Origin of the sequence: Geodermatophilus dictyosporus (assembly GCF_900115505.1) — a bacterium.
Lineage (GTDB): Bacteria > Actinomycetota > Actinomycetes > Mycobacteriales > Geodermatophilaceae > Geodermatophilus > Geodermatophilus dictyosporus.
In genome coordinates this window covers 159,656-182,460 of the sequence record NZ_FOWQ01000003.1, presented here as the reverse complement: position 1 = coordinate 182,460, position 22,805 = coordinate 159,656, and the positions used below count along the sequence as shown (strand labels likewise).

The window sequence follows — 22,805 nt, the reverse complement described above, 5'->3', positions numbered from 1 at the left end:
GGACTCGAAGGCCGCTGCCACTGCTCCCGAACGGCACGGACGACCGTTGCGGCACCGTCGGAGCCCTGGACCACCGCGACCCGTGAGACAGGCGTGGCTCGCGCGCCCGCCGAGGGGCGAGGAACTGGAGGGGAACGTGCAGCGCGTCGTCATCACGGGAGGAGCAGGGTTCCTCGGCTCGCACCTGTGCGAGCGGTTGCTCGACGATGACTGCGAGGTCGTCGCGCTCGACAACTTCCTCACCGGAACGCCGGCCAACGTCGAGCACCTCGTCTCCCGCAAGGGCTTCCGACTGGTCAAGGCGGACGTCACGGACTACGTGCACATCGCGGGCCGGGTCGACCAGGTGCTGCACTTCGCCAGCCCCGCGTCGCCGATCGACTACCTGATGCTGCCGATCGAGACGCTGAAGGTCGGGTCCATCGGGACGCTGCACGCCCTGGGGCTGGCCAAGGAGAAGGGCGCACGCTTCCTCCTCGCCTCCACGTCGGAGACCTACGGTGACCCGCAGATCCACCCCCAGCCCGAGACGTACTGGGGTCACGTCAACCCGGTCGGTCCCCGCGGCGTCTACGACGAGGCCAAGCGGTACGCCGAGGCCCTCACGATGGCCTACCGGCGCACCCACGACGTCGACACCGCCATCGTGCGGATCTTCAACACGCACGGGCCCCGCATGCGGCCCGACGACGGCCGCGCCATCCCGTCCTTCACGACCCAGGCCCTCGCCGGTCGGCCCATGACCGTGGCAGGCGACGGCTCGCAGACCCGGTCGATCATCTACGTGGACGACCTCGTCGAGGGGCTCGTCCGCCTGCTGCGCAGCGACCTCGCCGGTCCGGTGAACATCGGCAACCCCTACGAGACGTCGGTCCTGCACATCGCGGAGACGATCAGACGGCTGACCGGCACCTCCAGCGAGATCGTCTTCGTCCCGCGACCGACCGACGACCCCAGCGTCCGGCAGCCCGACATCAGCCTCGCTCGGCGTGAGCTCGGCTGGGAGCCCACGATCGGCTTCGAGGACGGCCTGTCCCGGACCGTGGACTGGTTCCGCGACCTCGCGGCTCGCCCGGCATGACGACGGGCTCCGTCCTGGTGACCGGAGCCGCCGGCTTCATCGGCTCCCACCTGGTCGACCGCCTGCTGGAGGACGGCGTGGACGTGGTCGGCGTGGACGACCTCTCCACCGGCAGACTCGACAACCTCGCTGCCGCCTCGGCGCACCCCGCCTTCCGGCTGGTGGAGCTCGACGTCACCACGCCGGGGTTCCGCGACCTGGTGGCCGGGACCCGCCCCCGTGCGGTCCTGCACCTCGCGGCCCAGATGGACGTCCGCAAGAGCGTGGCCGACCCGCTGCACGACTCACGGGTCAACGTGCTCGGGACGGTCAACGTCCTCGAGGCCGCCGTCCGTGCCGGGGCGGAGCGCGTCGTCTTCGCCAGCAGCGGCGGCACCGTCTACGGCGCACCCGACACCCTCCCCGTGCGCGAGGACGCTCCGCTGCGGCCGACGGCTCCGTACGGCGCGGCGAAGGTGGCCGGCGAGTGCTACGTGCAGATGTACGCGCGCCTCTACGGCCTGCAGGGGACGTCGCTGGCGCTCGGCAACGTCTACGGGCCCCGCCAGGACCCCCACGGCGAGGCAGGAGTGGTGAGCATCTTCGCCCGCGCCCTGAGCACCGGCGCGCCGACGACGATCTTCGGCGACGGCACGTCGTCCCGGGACTACGTCTACGTGTCCGACGTCGTGGAGGCGTTCGTGCGCTGTCTCGATGGGAGCGCCCGCGCCGAGCGCTACAACGTCGGCACGGGGACGGCGACGTCCGTGGGAGAGCTGCACGACCTGCTGGCGGGGATCGTCGGGGTCGCCGCCGAGGCGGCGACGGCCCCACCTCGTCTCGGCGAGCTGCAGGCCATCAGCCTCGACAGCCGGCTGCTCGCACGGGACACCGGCTGGCAGGCGAGCGTGTCGCTCCCGGAGGGCCTGCGGAGGACGACCGCCTGGGTCCAGTCGGTGCTCGGCTCTCGCTGAGAGCGGGTCCGGTCGGCAGGTCAGGCGCGGTGCAGCAGGTCGGCCAGGGTGTGCTCGTAGGCGGTGAGGACGTCGCTCCAACCGTAGTTCTCCTCGACGACGGCCCGGCCGGAGGTGACCAGCTGGGCCTGGCGCTCCGTGTCGTCGTAGAGCTCCTCAATGAGTGCCGCCAGCGCCTCGGGTGACCGTTCGAAGGTCACGCCCTCGGGTCCGATGACCTCCCGGTTGTACGTCGTGTCCAGGGCGATCGTGGGCGCTCCGGCTCCCAGCGCCTGGACCAGTGCGGGGTTCGTCCCTCCCACGGAGTGGCCGTGGACGTAGAGGGCACAGTTCTGCCAGAGCTGGTTGAGCAGGTCCTGGTCGGACACGTGGCCGAGCCAGTGCAGCTGGTCCGTGGACGCCTGCAGCGTCCTGAGCCGCGACTCGAGCGGACTGGTCCCCGACAGGTCCCCCACGACGACGACGGGGTACTTCCAGTTCAGCTGTTCGGCGGCGTCGAGGAGCAGGTCGACGTTGTTCTCCGGCACGAGTCGAGCGACCGCCAGCACGTACTCGCCGGGCTGGACACCCACCTCGCGGAGGCGATCGGCACCCAGCGGGGGGAGGACGTCGGCGCCGTAGGGGATGAAGACCGACTCCCGCCCGTAGGTCGTCGCCCAGTAGGTGCGGATGGCCTCGGCGTCGCTGATGACGGTGTCCGCGTATCGGGCGGTGAGGGCGGCCCCCGCCTTGAACGCCCGCTTCGCGACGGGCCCCCACTTGGGGCGCAGCCACTCCAGCCCGTCGACGTTGACCGCGGTCGGGACACGAGCCGCGCGCAACAGGGGCAGGTAGAACCCGTTGGCCACGTTCAGGATGAGGGCTGCGTCGGTCCGGTCCCAGGCGGAGTGCACCGATGCGGTGAGCCCGTGGGTCAACGTCGAGGAGCTCGACCCCTCGACGCCTCGCGTGTGCACGGACCACACGCCGTTGGGGTGGCGCTCGCGCCGACTGGCGTCGTGGGACCGGCCGTAGACCGACACGTGCGCTCCCGCTGCCACCAGGGAGGGCGCCAGGTGCCGGACCAGGGTCTCGAACCCTCCATAGGTGCTCGGATAGCCCCTGCTGCCGATGATGCTGAGGCGAGCGCCCAGGAGTGGCTGAGTCATGGAGGGCAGTCTGCAACATCGGACTGCGGGGCGGGGCGCCGTCGACCGCACGGGTGACGTCCCGACCCGCGGACGAGCGGCGGACCTCCCGGTGCTCGGTGCGCCGCCGGCTCGGCCTGTCCTGCGGGCTCCCTGACCTATGGTGGCACAGACTCGGCGCGGACGTCGGGACGGCAGGTCGTGGGAGGGCGAGGGCAACCGTGGGTCTGCGAGAGGCATGGAGCGCCGTCCGGGCCACCTGGTGGGCTCCGCTGCTCGGCCTGCTGCTCGGCGCGGCGTGCCTCTTCGGTTTCTCCCTGACCCAGCCCCGGGAGTACGTGAGCCAGACGCAGTTCTTCGTCAGCACCACGGAGGTGGCGCCCACCGTGGACGCCTACTCCAGCAGCCTCTTCGCCCAGGGTCAGGCAGCCTCCTACGCGGAGCTGGTGACCGGCAGCAGAACCGCGGACCGCGTGATCGACGCCCTCGGCCTCGACCTGACCACCACGGAGCTCTCGAACAAGATCACGGCCAGCGTGGTGCCCGGCACCGTCCTGCTCGACGTGACGGTCACCGACTCCTCACCCGAGCGCGCCCGGGACATCGCGCGGGCGATCGGCCGGGAGTTCCCCGACCTGGCCACCGAGTTGGAACCGAGCGTCGAGGGCCAGCCGCCGGTGCAGCTGACCGTCGTCGACGCTGCCGAGGTGCCGACGGGACCGGTGTCCCCGCAGGTGGTCCGCAACACCGCCCTGGGTGCGGCGGCCGGACTCCTCCTCGGCGTGCTGCTGGCTCTGGTGCGCGCCATGCTCGACCGGACGGTGCACGACAGCGACGAGGCGTCCGCGGCTGCCCGCGCCCCGGTCATCGGCGTCGTGCTGAAGGACTCCGCCCTCGACAAGCAGCACACGATCGACCGGGTCCCGGCGAGCCGAGCCGTCGACGGCTTCCTCCAACTCCGGAACACCCTGCAGCACCTCGGCGGGGACGATCCCCCGCGGGTCGTCCTGGTCTCGAGCGCAGTCGCGGCGGAGGGGAGGACCACCGTCGTGGTCAACCTCGGACTGGCCCTGGCGCGCAGTGGCCACAAGGTCGCGATCGTCGAGGCGGATCCCCGCCGGCCACGCTTCGACCAGTACCTGGGAACGGGGAGCGGGCCGGGGCTGACCGACGTGCTGACGGGTGCGGTGGATCTCGACGCGGTCGTCCGGCCCTACGGGGACGGGAACCTGTCCGTGCTCGGCGTCGGCGCGTCCCGGCACGACCACGGGGACCTCCTCGCGTCGAGCGGGATGAGGGCCGTCGTCGAGAAGCTGCGTGGCGCGAACGACTTCGTGCTCGTGGACGCCCCGCCCGTGCTGCCCGTCGGAGAGGTCGCCGGCCTGACCGCGATGGTGGACGGCGTGGTCCTGTGCACCCGGTACGGGAAGACGCGAAAGGTCCAGCTGGACCGGGCTTCGGCCACCCTGCGGAGGGTGGACAGCGCGGTGCTCGGCTGCGTCGTGACCGTCGTCCCGGCGAGGACGGAGCTGGCGAAGGCCTTCGGGTACGGCTTCGACTCCGCGCCACCGGCCAGGAGGGCGTTGCCGCAGTAGGTCCTCGGACCGCCGGCACGGTGCCGGCGCCGGGCGAGGGCCGTGTCCGCGTCGTCCTCCCGGTGCGCTGCCCGCGGGAGCGGACGGCACGCGCCGCACGTCGGCGCTCCACGGTCCCCTCTCCTCTCAGGCCACGCCACGGGCCACCGACCGCCAGGCCACGACGTGGCCCCGGAACAGGCTCTGCCAGCCCCACCGCCCGACGTACTGGGTCAACCCCGTGGTCCCCAGACCCGCGCCCAGGGCGACGATCCCCCACCACGGGCTCGCGACCCGACCGACCAGTATCGCCGCGCCCGCGATGACCACGACGACGCCGAGGGCCACCAGCGCTCGCCGACCGGCTCGCTGCCACAGGAGCAGGGTCGGGATGAACGCCCCCAACCCCAGGGTCACCAGCATCGCCGGCCACAGGTAGTCGCGAGCCTGACCGAACTCGGTCCCGAAGATCGGATCGATGAGCACCCAGCTCGCGGCTCCGCCGGCAGCGGCCAGGGCGATGGAGGCTCCGGAGCACACGAGGAAGAGGTGTCGGCTGCGCTGCTCGATGGTCAGGGCCGGTGATCGGGCGAAGCTGCGCTGGACGAGCGTGAGGTAGGCGAAGTACGAGATCTGCGGGATGACGGCCGCGATGGAGTAGAGCCCGATGACCCGGGCCTCGGCGACGAGTGCGATGACGATCAGGTCCAACCGGGCGGAGAACGCGTCGAGCGTCTGGGCGATCGCCGTCATGAACAGTCTCCGGCGCGTCGGGGCGTCGGCCTCCGGGGTCTGCTCGGCCGGCGCCGTCGGTCGTCCTGCGATCCGACGCGCGGCACGGCGCGCGGCCCAGAAGAGCACGGCCGACTGCGTGAGGAGACCCGCGACGTTGGCGAGGACCACCGTGGCGAGCGTCAACTGCCCGCTGACGAACAGGATCACCAGCAGGCCCGTGGTGACGACGGACAGGGCGATGCTGCTCACCCCGACCGGCGCGATGGAGCCCACGGACACCAGGAAGTTGCTGTTCACCGCGTGCACGGCGATCGAGGAGGCGTAGGCGAACAGGAGCGCCGCCGCTGCCGTCTGCGCAGCCGTGAGGGGCAGGACCGTGGCGAGCCAGACCACGAGCACGGCGCCGGGGAGGGACGCGACCAGCGCGACGCGCCTCGCACGGCGCTTCCAGACGGGAAGGGCCGCCGGGTCCTTCCCGACGGCGATGAGCGTGCCCCACCCCATCCCCGCGATGGCCGGGATGGAGAAGAGCGTGGCCGCGGTCATCACGACGGTGACGGTCCCTCGGTCCAGCACTCCCAGGGCCCGGGCGGTGAGGGGAGCCGTGACGAGACCGGTGACGGCGGGCAGGACGTTGCCCAGGCCGTGCAGGAGGCCGGCCCGCACCTCGCGCCGCCGCGTCACGGGGAGGCGGGAGGGGTCACGGAGTCACTCGCGCAGCGAACGCCCACCCACGCCGACGCCTGGTCCACTGATCGATCCCGCCTCATCGGTCGAGCGGCTGGCGCCTCTCCCCCGACGGCCGCGGCGAGCCCACGACCTGAACGCGGTGGTCTCGCCCGCGAGATGGTAGCCCGTCGGCGTCCACGGGCCAGGACGAGCGCCACGCCTCGTCCGTGGGGTCGACGGACGGACGGCGACGGCTAGCATCCCCAGGCCCGGCGCGGCCGTCCCGGCACGGCCGCGCGAGACGAAGGGGAGGCGGCCATCACCCTGTCGACGTTGGTCCTCCTGGCCGTCTGCGGGGTGGCGCTGCTCACCGCGGTGGCACTGTGCCTGCGACCACGCACGCAGGTGGCCGTGTTGAGCCACGCGCTGGTCGCGACCGTCTACGGCGCCGGCTACCTCGCCCTCCACGTGCCGCTGCGCTTCGCCATGGTCTACCTGCTCCTCGGCCTCATCCTCGTGAGCACGCGCGCAGCGGGCGGAACGAGGGGCCACGTGGCCGTCGCCGTCGCGGCCTACGTCACGAGCGCCCTGGTCGTCGCCTACGGACTCGGGTGGGTCACGTGGTGGAGTGCCACGACGGGCGAGCGCGTCGTCCGGTACGCACTCTTGTTCACCTGCGCGTTCTGGGCGGGGACGGTGCTGCGCCGGACCGGGTACGCGACGCTGTTCTTCCGGGTCTACCTCCTGTGGTCGACGGTGACGAGCGCGCTGGCGATCGTCGAGTACGCGCTGAACAGGAACCTGGTGGACCGCTCGGACTTCGTCTCGAGGCTCGAACGGGACGGCCATCTCAGAGCCGCTCTCCTGTCCGAGCACCCAATCGTGCTCTCCGCCTTGTTGCTCGTCGCGCTACCGGCGGCCGTGCGACTCGGGAGGGCGGGTCGGCGCCTGCCGACGGCTGCCCTCCTGCTGGCAGGCATCTACTGCACGCAGAGTCGCGGAGCACTGGTGGCAGGCGTGGTCTACCTCGCCGTCCGGTTGCTGGCCGACCGGTCACGGCGGGGGTCGACCCGATCCGGGCGCCTCCTGGTCCCGGGCGCGGTCGCGATGGTCGCGGCCGTCGCCGTAGGACTCCTGCTCAGCCCGCCGGGGATCGAGGCCACGGTCACGAGCGCCGACGGGGCACAGTCGAGCGTGGAGTACCGCGGGGTCCTCTACTCGCTAATCGGCGAGAGCCTCAGCACCCACCCCTTCGGGTGGGGCTTCGCCGGGCTGCCGCACGGCGTCTACCTCGTCCCGTCGCCGATCGGGGTCCTGGACGTCGCCGACACCGTGGACTCGGAACTGGTCCTGCTCGTCTTCGAGTACGGACTGGTGGGGCTCGGGCTCTTCGTCCTCGTCGCGAGCCTCGGCGTCGACCGCGCCGTCCGGGCCGGTGACGTCCCGAACGACGCGTTCGCGCTCCTCGTCTTCGTCAGCCTGTTCCTCGCCATCCACGCGTGGACGGGTGTGGGCGCCCTCGCCTTCATCCTGTTGAGCTGCGCCGTGCACGGGGGACGACAGAGGCCGACCGAGGCCCCCGTCCGCAGCGGTGGGGTGTCCGATCCGGCTGACGGCTCACGGGCGGCGCCGAACCGCTCAGGGGTCCGGCTCCCAGAGGCCGCGGACGACGGCGGGTGAGGGTTCGTCCGGATGAGCGCGCGCCTGCTCGCGCGCCTGCGCGACACCACGGTGGTAGAGACGCCCGGACCGCGCCGTGAACACGCCGCGCAGCTCGGGATAGACCAGCGCCGGCGGCCAGACCCGTGGCCAGAGGAGGCTGCACACCACACGCCGCGCGTACCGCTGGGCGAGCCACCAGACCGCCAGCCGGAGGAACTCCCTCCTGACCCGGCGACCGTAGCGGGGCCCTGCACCCAGCAGGATGCTGTAGTTGCCGGTGCCGTCCCCGCGGCGCTGACGGGCGAGCTCGGCCATGGTGGGCCGGTGGCGGTGCCGCACCACCGCCGACGGTTCGTACACCAGCACGTGTCCCGCGGACGTCACCCGGAAGAACATCTCGAAGTCACCGCCCCCGCCTGACGGTGTGCCGACGTCCAGTGCGACGTCGAAGCCCCCCAGCTCGAGGGCGACGTCGCGGCGGAGGGCGACGTTGGCCCCCGCGCCGGCGGCTCCCAGCACCACGTCCTTCGCCGATCCGGTGTCCGGGGTCGACGTCGTCCCCGCGAACCTGCGACGCCGGAAGCCCCGTCGGAAACCGCCACGTCCCTCGAACTGCACCTGCGCCGGCGTGGCCAGCTCCGCCGGGAGGACCAGGCCGGTCACGACGGCCGCTCCGGGCTCTTCCCGGAAGGCCCGCAGCAGCCCGCTCACCCACCCCGGGTGCACGAGGACGTCGTCGTCGGTGAAGGCGATGACGGGGGTCCGGGCCTCGACGAGGGCCCGGTTCCGCGCCCAGTCGAGCCCCCGACGTGGCTCGTGGACGTAGCGGACGAAGGGGAACTCCCCGGCGACCTGGCGGGTCCGGTCGTCCGCCGACGCGTTGTCGATCACCAGCACCTCGGCGACGGGTCGCTCCAGGCCGCTCATCGCGACGAGGCACTCACGCAGCATCTCGGGCCGGTCCCGGGTGCACACGGCGATCGTGACGTCCTGCTCCTGCGGCGCACGGGGCTCCGGCGCGGCCCTGGCCGGGGTGCCCGCCGCGCCCGGCGGCGACTCGGGTGCCGGAGGTCGGGCCGGCTCGACCGGCCACTCCTGGGCCGCGACGATCCCGGGCAGGTCCGGGAGGACGGTCGCGGGGTCGCCGGGGACCTCGAGGTCTCCGATCGGCACCCCGTCCCGCCAGACGACGGCGTACACCGCTTCGGGCGCTCGCTCGGGTCCGGTCAACGGCTCGGCGACGGACACCCGCCCCGACGGGAGATCGACGTCGACGACCAGGACCGAGTCGAAGAAGGACTTCTGGTCGGCTCGCGTCAACCAGGCCCTCCCGCGGAGGCGGTCGACCATGCTCCGCCTCGGGGTGTCCACTGCGGACGTCGCCATCTACGGAGTTCCCTTCTCGCGGACCCGGCCGATCCGCACTCGTGGTCCGGGGCTCGATGCCGGACGCGCGTAGTGCTGGTGCGTCAGGCCGAGAGCTCCGGCGACCATCCCCGCCCCTCTGAGCAGGGTCCTCGTCCCCCGGGCCTGATGGCGTCGGGACAGGAGCGCAGCGCCGAGGACCGCTCGCAGGAGACCGGCCGTGACGCGCACCGACCCGCGCGTCACACCGTGGAGCCGCTGCACGAGACGTCCGCCGGCTCCCGGCGCCAGGCGCAACGCGGTGCGCGACTCGACGTTCCCGTCACTCCAGGTACGTCGCAGCACCCACGGCAGAGTCGTCCGTTCGGGAGGGACGCGCTCCACCACCCGGGCCTCGGCGCACCAGACCATAGGCGCACCGGCCCGGGTGAGCCGGGTGGTGAAGAGGCTGTCCTCGCCACCGGCCAACCCGACGGCGTCGTCGAAACGGACACCTCGTCGCCGCACGGCTGCGAGGTCCAGCAACAGGTTGCCCGCCCCGGCCACGCTGATGTCCGCCCCCGTCCGCAGTCGGCGCGTGACGTAGAAGTCACCCGCCAGCACCCAGGGGTGCGGCTGCCTCAGGTAGTGCGGCAGGACGGGGCCGGCCACGGCCGCGGCCCGACTCGACTCCCAGGTCTCCAGGAGGCGCACCAGCCATCCCGGCTCCGGGCGCTCGTCGTCGTCGATGAAGACCAGGACGCGCGAGTCCTCCGCGCTGACCAGGGCCCGGTTCCGGGCCGCCGCGATGCCCGGCTCGGGCTCGGCCTCGTACCTCAGCCCGACGCCGGTCGTCCCGAGGTGCCGGGCCGCGACGGCGGTGACCACGTCCTGCGCGCTGCGCTCCGGGTCGTTGTCGACCACGACGATCCCGCCGCACACCGGGACCCGGAAGTGGTCGCCGACCTCTCGCAGGTGGTCGACGAGCGAGGGGAGCAGTTCCTCGAGGTCACGGGGGCGCCGGTAGGTGGTCACCGCCACGGTGAGCGTCAGAGGTGCGCGGCCCGGGCTCCCGCTGCCACGGGTCGGCTGCGACACCGCAGCAGGCTATCCGACGCGTCGACGACGGTCCGCGCTCCCGGCCCGTCGGCCCTGCCGTGGAGGGACTCCCGCCGACGCTCCCGCGGTCGGCGGTCCACTCAGGCGCGCGCGGCGAGCGCGTCCAGGATCGCGCTCCGGATCAGCCCCACCACGTCCGACCACGCCGGGATGGCGACGGGACGGTCACCACGGGGGCCCCGGACGACCTCGCCGACGACCCGCGCGATCGACGCCTCGTCCGTCGGCTCGAAGAACGCCGCGCCGGGGGCCAGCTCACGGAAGGCCGGGATGTCGCTGAGCGCCATGGGGGCGCCGCAGAGCGCCGCCTCCAGGACCGGCAGTCCGAACCCCTCGTCCAGGGAGGGGAACACGAAGACGCGGCACTGCTCGTACAGCCACCTGAGACCGGCGTCGTCGACCGCACCGACGAACCGGACCCGAGGATCACCGCGTTCGAGGCCGCGCACGGTCACCCCGTCGGGTTCACCGACGACGACGAGCGGGAAGTCCGGCCGCACCACACCGTCGGTCACGAGTGCGTCGACGAGCCGGTCGAGGTTCTTGCGGACGTTGAGCCGACCGACGCAGAGCACGAACTGCCGGGGCACGACCCCGACCTGCGGATCGACCGCCCGGGCCTCGCGGAAGGACTCCGGCACGGTGAGCCCCACCGGCCGGACACGGCCGGCCAGCCGAGGGCGCACGCGCGCGATGCGACCGGCCTCGGCCGCCGTGGAGGTGAGCACCACGTCGGCGAGGCGTGCCGACCACGGCATCCCGGCGAAGTACAGCCGCTCAAGCCGTCCGAAGAACTCCGGGCGCTCGACGAACATCAGGTCGTGGATGAACGTCGCCCGCAGAGCGGACGACCGCAGGGGGGTGAAGTTCTGGGACAGGACGACGTCCGCGCCCCCACCCAGCCGGCCCATCTCCACCATGACGCTCACCCCGTGCGGCGTGAGCCGCACGGGCACGACGGTCAGCGCCGGGTCACCGGCCAGGTCGCGCACGTGGGGCACGTGACGGGCCGGGACGGCCGCGACGAGCTCGTCCTCCGGCCAGTCGGTGAGCCAGGTCCGGAGCAGGGAGTCGACGACCCGGCGCCCCGAGGGCTGCCCCTCGACCCACCAGTAGGCGTCGAGCAGCACCTTCACCGGACGTCTCCCCCGTTCCTCGCACCCTCGTCCGCGGAGCAGTCTGCCGTCGGCCGGGACCGGCGGCAGCCCCGGGGCTGCCGACCGGCGGGGAGCGGCGGCACGGCGAGCGGCCCTGCCCGACGCCGGATGGGGCTCGCGGTGCCCGTCAGCCGGTGGGCTCGCGGTGCACCCCGAGGCCCGCACCGGCGTGCGCGACGTCCAGGGTGCGGGCGTCGTCGGCACGCCGCAGCGCCCAGTCGGCGGGCAGCACCAGGCGCGGTGCGACACCGACGAGGACGGCGACGAGGAAGGCGGCCGCGGTGAGGGCCTCACCGGTCTCCTCGACGAAGGTGGCCATCGCCGCCCAGCGGCTCGCGCCGCCGTAGACACCGCCGACGACGACGGAGACCCCGGACAGGCCCACGGAGGCACCGGCGTAGAGGCCCAGGCTGCGCAGCACCCGCCTGCGGTCACGCCGGTCGCCCCGGCTCATCGACCACAGCCACGCCAGGACGGCGCCCGCGATCCCCACGCTGGCCAGGACGGCGCCGGCGGTGGTGAGGACGTCCTGCGCCGTGCCGAAGAGCCGAGCGTGGACGGTGCTGCCGATCTTGACCGTGGCGACGCCGCCGGCGACCAGCGCGACGGCGGTCCACCAGGTGCGGCGTCCGGACAGCCGGGCGCCGCCCACCAGGGCCGCGACGGCCGCGGCCGCGAAGAGCGCGGCGACGTAGAGCCGCGGCACGGAGAAGGGTGCGTCCATCGACAGGAGGCCGGCGAGCCGTCCCCGCGCCCCGGTGAGGGCGACGGCGTAGCCCACGCCCTCGAGGGCCACCCCGACCGCGGCCAGCGCGACGGCGACCGGCGGGAAGGGGACCCGGCGCCGGGGTGCAGCCGCCGCGACGCCGGCGCGGGCGGCGCCCCCCGGGAGGTCGGCGGTCGTCAGGACGGCACCGTCACGGGCACCCGGTGTGCGGCTGTCGGCGAGCCGGACGGCCCGTCCCATGACCGTTCCGAGTACGAGACCGGCCACCAGCCACAGGACCAGTCCGCACAGGACCCACAGGAACCACACGACGGTGATTATGGAGGCAGTGTCCTTTCTCGTCGTGCGCGAGCCACCTCGAAGGGTGACGAAGAGTTCCCATCAAGCGCACGGTGCCCGCCCGTCCCACCGGTTCCTGCACGGACCGGGAGCAGAGCGGCGAGTGCGACCTCTCACTCCACTGAGTGAGCACATGGTCACACTTGACCGCGCGCGCCCATAACCTGCAGTCCGTCACCGGGCACGGGGAGGCCGACGTGGACAGCACGGATGTGCGCGGAGGACCGACCCGCGTCGACGACGGGCCGACGGCTGCCCAACCATCACGACGCCCCCGCCGGCCGCCCCGCGGCCTGCGCCAGTTCCTCCTCGCCCTGGGCGTCCTGATCGGGGTCTTCGTCCTGCTGGTCGGCGGCGGGGCCTGGTACCTGACCGACCGCTACGCCGGCAACATCGACCGCATCGCCGACGTGTTCAGCGGCCTCGACGAGGGGTCCCGGCCGGCGCCGGCCACCCCGGCCACCCCGGCCGGCGCGGCACCGGTGACCTTCCTCCTGGTCGGCACCGACACCCGGGCCACCGCCGACGAGGGCGCGGACGGGGGCATCGCCGAGGGCGGCCGGTCCGACGCGGTCATGCTGGCCCGCTTCTCCGCCGACCGGCAGCACGCGCAGCTCGTCTCCATCCCCCGCGACTCGTGGGTCGACGTCCCCGGCCACGGGATGAACAAGATCAACTCGGCGTACGCGTTCGGTGGGCCGACGCTGCTGGTCCAGACGGTGGAGCAGCTGACGCAGGTGCGCGTGGACCACTACGTCGCCATCGACTTCGAGGGGATCACCCAGGTCACCGACGACCTGGGCGGTGTCGACGTCGTCGTGGCCGAGACCACCAGCAACGGGCCCCACACCTTCCCGGCCGGGGTCAACCACCTCGACGGCGACCAGGCGCGCTGGTACCTCGGGCAGCGGTACGGGCTGCCCGGCGGTGACTTCGACCGGGTGCGCCGCCAGCAGCAGTTCCTCGAGGCCGTGTTCCGCCAGCTGCTGGACACCGACACCTTCACCGACCCCGGCCGGCTCGACGGCGCGCTGCTCGCGGTGACCGGCGCCATCGCCGTCGACGACTCGCTGGGGGACGGCGACCTGCTGCAGCTGGCGTACTCGCTGCGCGACCTGCCGCCGGGGGCCGTCGACTCCTTCACCGCACCGGTGCTGGGCACCGGGACGGAGGGCGAGGCGAGCGTCGTCTACCTCGACGACGTGGCCGGCGAGCGCATGTGGGCCTACCTGCAGAACGACACCCTGTCACAGAACGCGGCGGAGTTCGACGCCGAGGCCCTGCCCGACGTCCCCCGCTGACCGGCCCGCGCCGGAGACGTCAGTCGTGCGGCGGGGTGAGGGTCCGCCCGACGCAGGTGTTGGCCAGCTGCTCGGGGCTCAGCTGCGGGTACGCGCCGGCGCACCACGCGTCGACGGCGCCCTCGCTGGGGAAGCCGCCGTCGACGAGCGTCACCCAGTACGGGTCCCCGTCGGGGGCGGTCGAGGCCCGGCCGAAGTCGGTGCTCCACAGCACGTAGAGGTCCGAGGGGTCGTCCACCGTCGACAGCGCCGCCCGGCTCTCCGCCAGGATGTCGACGGCGAAGAACTGGTTGGTGCCGTTGGCGGCCGTCTGCAGCGGGTCGGTGATCCCGACGTCCTTGCTCGCCACCTGCGCCACCCAGCGGCCGTCGAGGACCACCCGCGCCAGCGACTCGTCGCGCAGGGCCTGCAGGTCGGCCAGCGCCTGCTCCTCAGGGGGCACCGTGGGCGCGGTCGGGGCGGCCGGCGCCGGGGAGCCGGCGTCGCCCAGGTCCTTGCCCGCGTCGGTGGCTGCGGCGGCGGTCGTCCGGCCGGCCTCCGCCGTCCCGCCGGAGCCGTCCCCGAGGGCGTACCAGGTGGCCACGCCGCCGCCCACTGCCAGCGCGGCGACCAGGGCGGTGACGAGCACACCGCGCCCCGCCCCCCTGCGCGCGGGCGGTCCGGGCACCGGCAGCGGGCCGGAGACGGGTCCCGGCGCGGCCGGCGGCGCGTCCCGGGGCGGGGGCGTCGTCGGCCGGATCGTGGTGGCGGCCGCGCGCGGCGGCGGCACCGGCCAGCCACCGGGAGGCGGCGGCAGCACCGGGGCACCGGACGGCGACCACACCCGCCTGGTCTCGTCCACGTCCCCGGCGTACCGGCGCCCGAGGTCCTCCTGCGACACCCTGACCTCCCCCGTCCACGGTGACCGGGGACCGCACCCGTCGGGCCGGCGCGCCTCGGCCGGAGAAGGGTAACCGCCCGTCGCCGTGATCGGGAGCAGCTCAGGAGGTCGGCGCGGACCGCGACCGGCGCCGGCGCCACCACACCACGCCGCCGGCGACGAGGAGCAGCACGACCACGCCCTCGACCAGCAGCCCACCGGGCGAGGTGGCCCAGCCGAGCAGCGGGCCGGCGGAGGCACCCACCGCCACCTGCAGCACCGACCCCGGCACGACACCGAGGGCCGTGGCGGCCGTGTAGGTCCCCAGCGGCACGCCGGTGAGCCCCGCCGCGTAGCTGGTGAGGCTGAACGGGACCGGCATGACCCGCGCCACCAGCAGCGGGACGAAGCCGCGGCCGGTGAGCGCCCGGTCGACCGCCACCACCCGCGGGCCGGCCAGCCGGGTCACCGCCTCCCGCCCCAACACCCGGCTCAGTCCGAAGGCGGCCAGCCCGCCGAGCACGGCGCCGACCACGGAGGCCACGACACCCGCCCAGAACCCGAGGACGGCGCCCAGCAGCAGCGACAGCGCCGTCCGTGGCACCGGGCCGAGCAGCGCCAGCGCCACCCCGAGCGTGACCAGGGCCAGCCCGACGGCGCCGGTCCCCTCGACCCGGTCGCGCACGGCGTCCGCGCTCGGCAGGTCGACGACGAGGACCACCACGACCGCGGTCACGACGAGGGCGGCCAGGACCGCTGCCCGCACCCCCGCCCTCGCCACCCGGCCCATGGTGCCCCAGGGGTCCCCGACCCCGGCGGGCCGACCGGTCAGACTGGACCGGTCCCGTCCGCCGTCCGAGGAGCTCCATGCGCCCGCCCGCGCCCGCCCGGTCCCTGCCGGCCCTCTGCGCGCTGATCTGCCTCCTCACCGCCTGCTCCGGCGACACCTCCTCGTCGACCGCGGCGAGCACCTCGGCCACCGGCACCGCCGCCACGACGACCGCTCCCACGTCCGGCCCGGCCCCCGCCGACGCGCTCGACGCGCAGGTCGACGCGGCGCTCGCCGCCCTCGACCGCCGCGCGCGGGTGGCGCAGCTGTTCGTCGTCGGCGTTCCGCTGGCCGGCCTCGACGCCGGCGACGCGCTCGTCGAGGACGGCGTCGGGGGCGTCTTCCTCGCCGGCCGGTCGCAGGCCACGGCCGAGGACCTCGCCGCGGTGACCGGCCGCTGGGTCGACACCGCGCCCGGCCCCCGGCCGTGGGTGGCCGCCGACCAGGAGGGCGGCCAGGTGCAGGCCCTGCGCGGCCCCGGCTTCGAGCTCCTGCCGGCGGCCGCCGAACAGGGGCAGCTGCCGCCGGACGAGCTCGCCGCGCTGGCCGACGGCCTCGGCGCCTCGCTCGCCGCGGCCGGCGTCACCCTGGACCTCGCACCCGTGGCCGACGTCGTCCCGGCCGGCACGGAGGCCGACAACGACCCGATCGGCGCCTTCGGCCGCCAGTACGGCAGCACCGCCGCCGACGTCGCGGCCGACGTCGGGACCGTGGTCGACGGGCTGGCCGCCCACGGCGTCACCTCGACGCTCAAGCACTTCCCCGGGCTCGGGCTGGTCGACGAGAACACCGACGAGGCCGCCGGGGTCACCGACCCGGTCACCACCGCCGACAGCGAGCAGGTGGCCGTCTTCGGCGAGCTGGCCGCCTCCCCCGCCGAGCCGTTCGTGATGCTGTCGTCGGCCACCTACCCGGCCATCGACCCGTCGGCGCCGGCGACCTTCAGCCGGGTCGTGATCACCGACGTGCTCCGCGGGCGGCTCGGTTTCGACGGCCCGGTGATCACCGACGACGTCGGCGCCGCGGTCGCCGTCCAGGACATCCCGCCCGGCGAGCGCGCCACCCGCTTCCTCGAGGCCGGCGGCACGCTGGTGCTCACCGTGGACCCCGACGTCTACCCGGAGATGCTCGGCGCCGTCCTGGCCCGCGCCGAGGCCGACCCGGCGTTCGCCGCCACCGTCGACGCCGCCGTGCGCACGGCGCTCACCGCCAAGGCCCGGGCCGGCCTGCTCGGCTGACCGGACGCCGGTGCGGCCACGCCAGGACCGCCAGCATCGCCATGGCCACGGCCCAGCCAGTGACGACGAACAGGTCGCCCAGGTGCAGGCCGTGCGTGGCCGACAGGTGCAGGACGACGGGGCCGTCGTTGGTGTACTGGCCGGTCACCAGCAGGAAGGCGAACCCGGACAGGACCGCGCTCGCCACGGCAGCGCAGAGCACGCGGAACACCAGCACGACGGTAGCCGGACGAGGGCGACGGGGCCGGGTGCCGGGGCCGAGGACGACCCGATCGGGTCGGACCGGCCCGGACGGCGTCCGGCCGGACTTGAGTTCCGGGGTCGTGCGGCCGTAGATCGTGCACGACAGGACCGGGCACCGCCCGGCGCGCGACGCAGGACACCGGAGGCGGGCCATGGTGGGCAGCACGCGTCGTCGGCGGGTCGGCGTCGTCCTGCTGGGCACCGCCGTCCTCCTGGGCTCCGGCGTGGCCACCGCCACCTGGCTCGCCAGCGGGACCGGCAGCGGCGCCGCCCGGGCCGCCACGGTCTCGGACCTGGTCGTCTCGCCCGGCGTCCCGGCGGGCACCCTCTACCCGAAGCCGTCGGGCGGGTACGGCGCCGCGACCACCGGCACGGTCGTGGCCACGGTGAGCAACCCGAACGCCTTCGCCGTCGACCTCACGACCGCCACGCTGGGCACGGTCACCGCGACGCCGCTGTCGGGGCGGACCTGCGCGTCGGGCACCGTCGTCCCGGCGCAGCCCTCCGTGCCCCTCTCCCCCGCCGTCCGGGTGCCCGCGGGCGCCAGCGGCGTGCAGGTGACCGTCCCGGGCGCGCTGGAGATGCTGCCCACCGCCGAGGACGGCTGCCAGGGCGCCTCCTTCAGCGTCGTCCTGACGCTCTCCGGCACGCTCGCCTGAGCACGGGCCGGACCCGCACGCCGTGGCCCGCGCCCTGTGCTGCCTGCTGCTCGCCGTCGCGCTGCTCGGCGCCCCGGTGCGGGCCGACGCGGCGTGGACGGCGACCGCCCGCGGCACGGGCGCGGCCGGGGCCACCGCGCTGGTCGCGTCGGTGGCCCCCACCGTCACCGGCAGCGGGCCGCTCACCTCACGGACCTTCACCGTCAGCTGGCCGGTGCCCGACCCGTTCCCCACGCCGATCACCGGCTGGCAGGTCGTGCGCGAGAGCAGCCTGCTCGGGGCCGGACTGGTCTCCAACGGCAGCTGCGCCGGCACCACGACCGACGGCGTCCCGGGCGTCACCCAGCCCACCCGCACCGGCACCACGCTGACCTGCACCGACGTCGCCACCGTCTCGGTGGGCACCGTGCGCTACAGCGTCACGCCGGTGTACCTGCGCTGGGTCGGGCCGCCCTCGCCGCCCTCACCCACGACCGTCTGACGCCGCGGCCGGCCGGGGACCGGTGGTGCGCGACCCGATCGGGTGAGCGGCCTCCCCCGGCGTCTGCAGCAGCCCGCCCGGCGGGCCGATGCCCCGGGCGTGGACCTCCGCCCAGCCGACGTCGGCGCGCCCGCCGCGCGCCGACGGCCCCGCCCCGGTGGTGGGCTGCCGGAGCCCGAGAGCCCGGCCCGCCGGCGGGTGCTGCACGTCCTCGGCGTCGCCGCGGTCCTCTCGACCGCCGTCTACCTCCTCTGGCGCGTCGGCTGGACGATGCCCGAGGGCCGCGCGCTGTGGATCGGCGTCCCGTTCCTGCTGCTCGAGCTGCACGGCTTCGTCGCGCTCGTGCTCTTCGTCGTCACCACCTGGGACGTCTCGCCCGCGCGCACCCGCCCCGGCCGCGCGGAGGACCCCGACCCCACCGTGACCGTGCTCGTCGCCACGTACAACGAGCCGCTCGAGGTGCTGCTGCCCACCGTGGCCGCCGTCCTGGCCATGGACGGGCCGCACGAGACGTGGGTGCTCGACGACAGCGACCGGCCCGAGGTGGCCGACATGTGCCTGGCCCTCGGCGCGCGGTACGTCACCCGCCCGGTGCACGACCACGCCAAGGCCGGCAACCTCAACGCCGCCCTCGCCCACGTCACCACCGACCTGGTCGCGGTGTTCGACGCCGACCACGTGCCCGAGCCGGACTTCCTCACCCGCACCAAGCCGTACTTCACCGACCCGCGGCTGGCGCTGGTGCAGACGCCGCAGGACTTCTACAACGTCGAGTCCTTCGAGCACTTCCGGCACGGCACGGCGCTGCACGAGGAGTCGCTGTTCTACCGGGTCATCCAGGCCGGCAAGCACAACGCCGGCGCGGCCTTCTGGTGCGGCACCAACGCCCTGCTGCGGGTCGAGGCGCTGCGCTCGGTCGGCGGCGTGGCCACCGAGACCCTCACCGAGGACTTCCACACCACGGTGCGGCTGCACCGCGCCGGCTGGCGCACCGCGTACCACAACGAGGTGCTGGCCAGCGGCCTGGCCGCGGGCACCCCCGACGCCTTCTACGCCCAGCGCCGGCGCTGGGGCCGCGGTGCGATGCAGGTGGTCAGGCTGCGGGCGGACAACCCGGTCCTCGGCCGCGGGCTCACCCTCGCCCAGCGGCTGAGCTACCTGTACTCGCTGTCGGCCTGGTTCGACTCCTGGCGCACCCTGGGGCTCGCCGTGCTGCCGGTCGCCGTGGTGGTCACCGGCCTGTTCCCGGTCGACGCCCCACCGTGGTTGTTCCTCGGCCTGGCCGGCAGCAGCTTCCTGCTGCAGCAGGTGGCCACCACCCTGCTCGGCCGCGGGTTCGCGCGGCTGCACTGGTCGCTGCTGTTCGACGTCGTCCGGCTGCCGTCGAACCTGGCCGCGACGCTGTCGCTGGTCCGGCGCGGCACCGGCACGTTCGCGGTGACCGCCAAGGGCCGCACCGGCGACGCCCGCGCCCGGGCGCGGGTCCCCGCCGTGCTCGTCGTGCTGCTGGCGGTGCTGGTCGGCGGCATGGTCTACGCCGGGCTGTCGCTGGCCGGGCTGACGCCCACCCGCTACGTCCTCACCGGCACCGCGGTGGTGCCGGTGCTCTGGCTGGGTGTCACCGCCGGTCTCGTGGCCGCCGCGGTCGTGCGCATCCGCGACGACAGCTACGGCACCGAGCGCCGCGAGGGGCACCGCTTCGACGTCGCCGTCCTGGCGCTGCTCGACGGCCTGCCGGGCACCGTCGTCGACGTGTCCCTGGGCGGTGCGCGGGCGCGGCTGCCGGAGGGGTCGGCCGTCCTGCCGGTCGGGACCGAGACCTGGCTGGCGATGTGGGTCCCCGACCGCAGGCGCCCGGTCATCACCCCGGTGGTCGTCCGCTCCCGGCAGGGCACCCACCACCGGCTGGAGTTCGTCGGGCGTGACTGGCCGGCACTCGCGGCCATCGCGACGACGGCCATGGGGGTCGGCGCCCTGAGGTGGGGCACGGCCCGGGAGGAGCAGCAGTGGGCCCCGTCCACCCTGGCGCCGGCGTGACCCGCCGGCTGCCCCTGCTGGCCGTCGCGGCGGCCGTGCTGACCGGCTGCGCCGTCGTCCCGCAGGAGGCGCCGCCGCCGCTTTCCTGCGACCCGACGCCGGCCGCGGCCGTGGTGCCCGACGACGGCGTCTACCTCGGCGCCAACCTCGACTGGGGCAACGAGACGCTGGCCGAGTACGCCGCGGCCGCGGGGCACGCGCCCGCCGTCGCGGTCAGCTTCACCGCCTTCCCGCTCGGACCCGACGACGGCCGCAACCTCGACGGCGCGGTCGACCAGCTCGTCGCCCAGGGCGGCCTGCTGCTGCTCACCCTGGAGCCGCACGACGGCCTGGCCGCGGTGACCGACGACGCCGCCACCGACCTGGCCGCCCGGCTCGACGGCTACAACCGCCGCGGCGTCCCGGTCGTCGTCCGGTTCGCGCACGAGATGAACGGCTCCTGGTACGCGTGGGGCCAGCAGCCGGTCGGGTACGTGGCCGCCTTCCGCCGCGTCGCCGCCGCCGTCCACGCGGGCGCGCCGGGGTCGGCGACCATGTGGGCGCCCAACTACGGCGGCGGGTACCCCTTCGCCGGTGGCCGGTACGAGGCCGCGGCCGGCAGCGGGGACGCCGCCGTCCTGGACACCGACGGGGACGGCGCGGTCACCGCCGCCGACGACCCGTACGCCCCGTACTGGCCCGGCGACGACGCCGTCGACTGGGTCGGGATGTCGCTCTACCACTGGGGCTCGGCGCACCCGTGGGGCGAGAACGAGGTGCCCGAGCCCGGCAAGTTCGTCGCCCAGCTGACCGGCGAGTACGTCGGGCTGGCCGGCGACGACCGTGGCCTGCCCGACTTCCACGGCACCTACGGCGTGCAGCACGGCAAGCCGGTGGCCGTGCCGGAGACCGCCGCGCTCCACGCGCCTGGCAGCGGCGGCGCCGACGAGCTCGCGGTCAAGCAGACGTGGTGGCGGCAGGTCCACGACCCCGGGCTGACGCAGCGGCTGCCGCGGCTGGCGATGGTCAACTGGTTCGAGTGGGACAAGGACGAGCCCGAGATCGGCGGCCGCGTGGACTGGACGGCGGCCTCCGGCGCCGACACGCGGGCGGCCTACCGCGCCGACCTGCCGGCGTGGGGGCGCTGGGCCGACGCGGTCCCCTCCTGCGACTGAGCACCGCCTCCGCACGACGACGGGCCGGTCTCACCCCTCGGGGTGGGGCCGGCCCGTCCCGGCTCTCCGGCCGGTCCGGTCCCGCCGATGCCCTCCCCATGACCATTGCGCACGACCCTGTTGTCCTCGACCTAGCCGCCCTCGACGGGTGTGCCACGCTGCTGCCCGGCCCGACCGGGGTCCTGGCCGAGCTCGACGCCCGCCTGTCCACCGCCGGCCGGCGTCCGGCCGCCCTGCTGGAGCTGGGCCTGCTGCGCCGCGACGACACCTGGCCCACGCCGGCCCCCGCCCTGGACGCCACGACCCGCCTGGTGGCCGCCTCGCTGCGCGGGGACGACTGGATCGGCCGCTCCGGCCCCGCGGAGTTCGCCGTCCTGCTCGCGGGCGACCCGGCCGACGCCGACGCCGTCGCCGTCCGGCTCGCCGCCGGGGTGGCCGCGCTCGGCCGGCCGGGGCTGGGCGCCGGCGTGGGCATCGCCGTCCTCGAGGAGGGGCTCACGGCGCGCGAGGTGCTGCGCCGCGCCACGCTGTGCCTGACCACGGCCCGCGCGGCCGGTGCAGGGAGCGTCATCCGCTACCGCGGCGTCCGCTGACCCCCGGTGGTGGACCCGTCGGACGGCGGGACCTCGTCCGGCCGGTCGGCACCCAGGTCACGGCGCTCGGCCACCCGGATCGCCCGGCCGACGACCACCGCCACCCCGACCGCGACCACCGGCCAGGTGACGAGCACCCACCCCCACCACGGCACGTCTCCCCCAGCCGTTCCCGGCCCCCGTGGCGGCATCTTGCCACCACGAGGCTGCGGAACGTGATCAGGAACCGCACCCGACGCACCGAGGGCGGTACGCGCAGCCCCGTGGTCCGCGCGCACCGCCCTCACGTCTGGATACGCGGCCGGTGCGGATCCGGTTCAGTCGCCGTCCCGCGGTCGCTCAGGCCACTCGGGGCTCCTGCCCCGGCGGCCACCGCCAGGCGAAGCCGACCGTGACGCCCTCGATCTCGTCGGTGAAGCGGTGCGCCGAGTGCTCGTCGTCGAGGTCCACCCGCTCGGCGGCCCGCAGACGGGCGCCGGGCTCGTAGCCGTCCCACACCGCCCACAGCACCTCGGCCGGCAGCCGCCCGGGGGTGAAGGCGACCCGCATCTCCAGCCGCTCCACCTTCTGCCGGGCCGCCCGGCGCACCTGCGGCGGGGGCACCGACCGCCAGGCGAACTCCGTCTCGTACTCCAGCGACGCGGTCTCCCCCACGGCGAGCGGGCGGGGGAAGCGCAACTCCACCGCGGTGAACCCCGCGACGTCGGGCCGTGGCTCGCCCGCCATCGCCCCGCGGAGCACCCGCACCGACGCCTCCCGCCGGTCGAAGCGGAACGTGTACGACGCGACGCCCGGCCGCAGGGCGCGCACCACCTGGACGGTGCGGTGCCGGACCGGCAGGCCCGTGGGACCCACCACGTGGAACTCGTGCAGCGCCACCGTGCGGTGGGCAGGGCCGGCCTCCGTCACGCCTGCCTCCCCGTC

Annotated in this window: 22 protein-coding genes; 11 read left to right on the top strand and 11 right to left on the bottom strand. The window is 74.8% G+C overall.

What is annotated here, in order from left to right:
* The first annotated feature begins 136 nt into the window (after positions 1-136).
* Together BMZ33_RS08105 and BMZ33_RS08100 are read left to right on the top strand one after the other, a co-directional pair.
* Complete coding sequence (locus BMZ33_RS08105) at positions 137-1,081, top strand: UDP-glucuronic acid decarboxylase family protein (protein WP_091109074.1); 945 nt, start codon at positions 137-139, stop codon at positions 1,079-1,081.
* The gene (locus tag BMZ33_RS08100; protein ID WP_091109073.1) at positions 1,078-2,034 is read left to right on the top strand and encodes an NAD-dependent epimerase/dehydratase family protein; all 957 of its coding nucleotides are present in this window, start codon (positions 1,078-1,080) and stop codon (positions 2,032-2,034) included. Before BMZ33_RS08105 ends, BMZ33_RS08100 begins: the two co-directional genes overlap by 4 nt.
* A 20-nt stretch (positions 2,035-2,054) precedes the next feature.
* Here BMZ33_RS08100 and BMZ33_RS22620 read toward each other — a convergent pair whose 3' ends face one another.
* Positions 2,055-3,182, bottom strand: a complete 1,128-nt coding sequence (locus tag BMZ33_RS22620) for a glycosyltransferase (protein ID WP_169064050.1) — start codon at positions 3,180-3,182, stop codon at positions 2,055-2,057.
* A gap of 200 nt (positions 3,183-3,382) precedes the next feature.
* Here BMZ33_RS22620 and BMZ33_RS08090 point away from each other — a divergent pair, with 200 nt between their 5' ends.
* Entirely contained in the window at positions 3,383-4,756 is a 1,374-nt protein-coding gene (locus BMZ33_RS08090; protein WP_169064049.1) for a tyrosine-protein kinase domain-containing protein, read from the top strand.
* 126 nt (positions 4,757-4,882) lie between these two features.
* On the opposite strand, the gene BMZ33_RS08085 is transcribed toward BMZ33_RS08090, so the two are convergent.
* A complete protein-coding gene (locus tag BMZ33_RS08085) occupies positions 4,883-6,154 on the bottom strand; it encodes a polysaccharide biosynthesis protein (RefSeq protein ID WP_091109071.1) in 1,272 nt (423 codons plus the stop codon).
* A 399-nt stretch (positions 6,155-6,553) separates the two neighbouring features.
* Here BMZ33_RS08085 and BMZ33_RS08080 point away from each other — a divergent pair, with 399 nt between their 5' ends.
* Entirely contained in the window at positions 6,554-7,819 is a 1,266-nt protein-coding gene (locus BMZ33_RS08080) for an O-antigen ligase family protein (RefSeq protein ID WP_136697237.1), read from the top strand.
* Here the strand turns inward: BMZ33_RS08080 and BMZ33_RS08075 are convergent.
* The 4 genes from BMZ33_RS08075 to BMZ33_RS08060 form a co-directional block, all read right to left on the bottom strand.
* The gene (locus BMZ33_RS08075) at positions 7,778-9,121 is read right to left on the bottom strand and encodes a glycosyltransferase family 2 protein (protein WP_169064048.1); all 1,344 of its coding nucleotides are present in this window, start codon (positions 9,119-9,121) and stop codon (positions 7,778-7,780) included. The genes BMZ33_RS08080 and BMZ33_RS08075 overlap by 42 nt on opposite strands.
* Before the next feature lie 66 nt (positions 9,122-9,187).
* Positions 9,188-10,243 (bottom strand): glycosyltransferase family 2 protein, encoded by a 1,056-nt coding sequence (locus tag BMZ33_RS08070; RefSeq protein ID WP_091109068.1) that lies wholly within the window; start codon positions 10,241-10,243, stop codon positions 9,188-9,190.
* Positions 10,244-10,344: 101 nt separating this feature from the next.
* Positions 10,345-11,400: a glycosyltransferase family 4 protein gene (locus tag BMZ33_RS08065; protein ID WP_091109067.1), complete on the bottom strand. Its 1,056-nt coding sequence runs from the start codon at positions 11,398-11,400 to the stop codon at positions 10,345-10,347.
* A gap of 148 nt (positions 11,401-11,548) precedes the next feature.
* Entirely contained in the window at positions 11,549-12,457 is a 909-nt protein-coding gene (locus BMZ33_RS08060; protein WP_091109066.1) for a hypothetical protein, read from the bottom strand.
* 227 nt (positions 12,458-12,684) lie between these two features.
* Here BMZ33_RS08060 and BMZ33_RS08055 point away from each other — a divergent pair, with 227 nt between their 5' ends.
* A complete protein-coding gene (locus tag BMZ33_RS08055; protein ID WP_091109065.1) occupies positions 12,685-13,788 on the top strand; it encodes an LCP family protein in 1,104 nt (367 codons plus the stop codon).
* Positions 13,789-13,807: 19 nt separating this feature from the next.
* Here the strand turns inward: BMZ33_RS08055 and BMZ33_RS23190 are convergent, their stop codons facing one another.
* Together BMZ33_RS23190 and BMZ33_RS08040 are read right to left on the bottom strand one after the other, a co-directional pair.
* Complete coding sequence (locus tag BMZ33_RS23190; RefSeq protein WP_169064047.1) at positions 13,808-14,629, bottom strand: hypothetical protein; 822 nt, start codon at positions 14,627-14,629, stop codon at positions 13,808-13,810.
* A gap of 139 nt (positions 14,630-14,768) precedes the next feature.
* Complete coding sequence (locus BMZ33_RS08040) at positions 14,769-15,428, bottom strand: TVP38/TMEM64 family protein (protein WP_136697236.1); 660 nt, start codon at positions 15,426-15,428, stop codon at positions 14,769-14,771.
* An 86-nt stretch (positions 15,429-15,514) separates the two neighbouring features.
* Here BMZ33_RS08040 and BMZ33_RS08035 point away from each other — a divergent pair, with 86 nt between their 5' ends.
* Positions 15,515-16,714 carry a glycoside hydrolase family 3 N-terminal domain-containing protein gene (locus BMZ33_RS08035; protein WP_091109061.1) on the top strand — a complete coding sequence of 400 codons (1,200 nt, stop codon included), beginning with the start codon at positions 15,515-15,517 and terminating at the stop codon, positions 16,712-16,714.
* Here the strand turns inward: BMZ33_RS08035 and BMZ33_RS08030 are convergent.
* Positions 16,680-16,925: a hypothetical protein gene (locus tag BMZ33_RS08030; RefSeq protein ID WP_136697235.1), complete on the bottom strand. Its 246-nt coding sequence runs from the start codon at positions 16,923-16,925 to the stop codon at positions 16,680-16,682. The genes BMZ33_RS08035 and BMZ33_RS08030 overlap by 35 nt on opposite strands.
* Positions 16,926-17,109: 184 nt before the next feature.
* Between BMZ33_RS08030 and BMZ33_RS08025 the strand changes: the two genes are divergently transcribed.
* The 5 genes from BMZ33_RS08025 to BMZ33_RS08000 all read left to right on the top strand — a co-directional run bounded on the left by BMZ33_RS08025 (position 17,110) and on the right by BMZ33_RS08000 (position 21,881).
* Positions 17,110-17,616, top strand: coding sequence for a hypothetical protein (locus tag BMZ33_RS08025; RefSeq protein WP_091109059.1), 507 nt, complete (start codon positions 17,110-17,112; stop codon positions 17,614-17,616).
* Positions 17,617-17,638: 22 nt separating this feature from the next.
* Entirely contained in the window at positions 17,639-18,097 is a 459-nt protein-coding gene (locus BMZ33_RS08020; RefSeq protein ID WP_091109058.1) for a hypothetical protein, read from the top strand.
* Positions 18,098-18,196: 99 nt separating this feature from the next.
* Entirely contained in the window at positions 18,197-20,134 is a 1,938-nt protein-coding gene (locus BMZ33_RS08010; protein ID WP_136697234.1) for a glycosyltransferase, read from the top strand.
* Positions 20,131-21,288: a glycosyl hydrolase gene (locus BMZ33_RS08005; RefSeq protein ID WP_136697233.1), complete on the top strand. Its 1,158-nt coding sequence runs from the start codon at positions 20,131-20,133 to the stop codon at positions 21,286-21,288. Before BMZ33_RS08010 ends, BMZ33_RS08005 begins: the two co-directional genes overlap by 4 nt.
* A gap of 98 nt (positions 21,289-21,386) precedes the next feature.
* Positions 21,387-21,881 carry a diguanylate cyclase gene (locus tag BMZ33_RS08000; protein ID WP_091109055.1) on the top strand — a complete coding sequence of 165 codons (495 nt, stop codon included), beginning with the start codon at positions 21,387-21,389 and terminating at the stop codon, positions 21,879-21,881.
* On the opposite strand, the gene BMZ33_RS23185 is transcribed toward BMZ33_RS08000, so the two are convergent.
* Together BMZ33_RS23185 and BMZ33_RS07995 are read right to left on the bottom strand one after the other, a co-directional pair.
* Entirely contained in the window at positions 21,863-22,036 is a 174-nt protein-coding gene (locus BMZ33_RS23185) for a hypothetical protein (RefSeq protein WP_169064046.1), read from the bottom strand. The genes BMZ33_RS08000 and BMZ33_RS23185 overlap by 19 nt on opposite strands.
* Before the next feature lie 184 nt (positions 22,037-22,220).
* A complete protein-coding gene (locus tag BMZ33_RS07995) occupies positions 22,221-22,790 on the bottom strand; it encodes a hypothetical protein (RefSeq protein ID WP_091109054.1) in 570 nt (189 codons plus the stop codon).
* Positions 22,791-22,805: the final 15 nt, after the last annotated feature.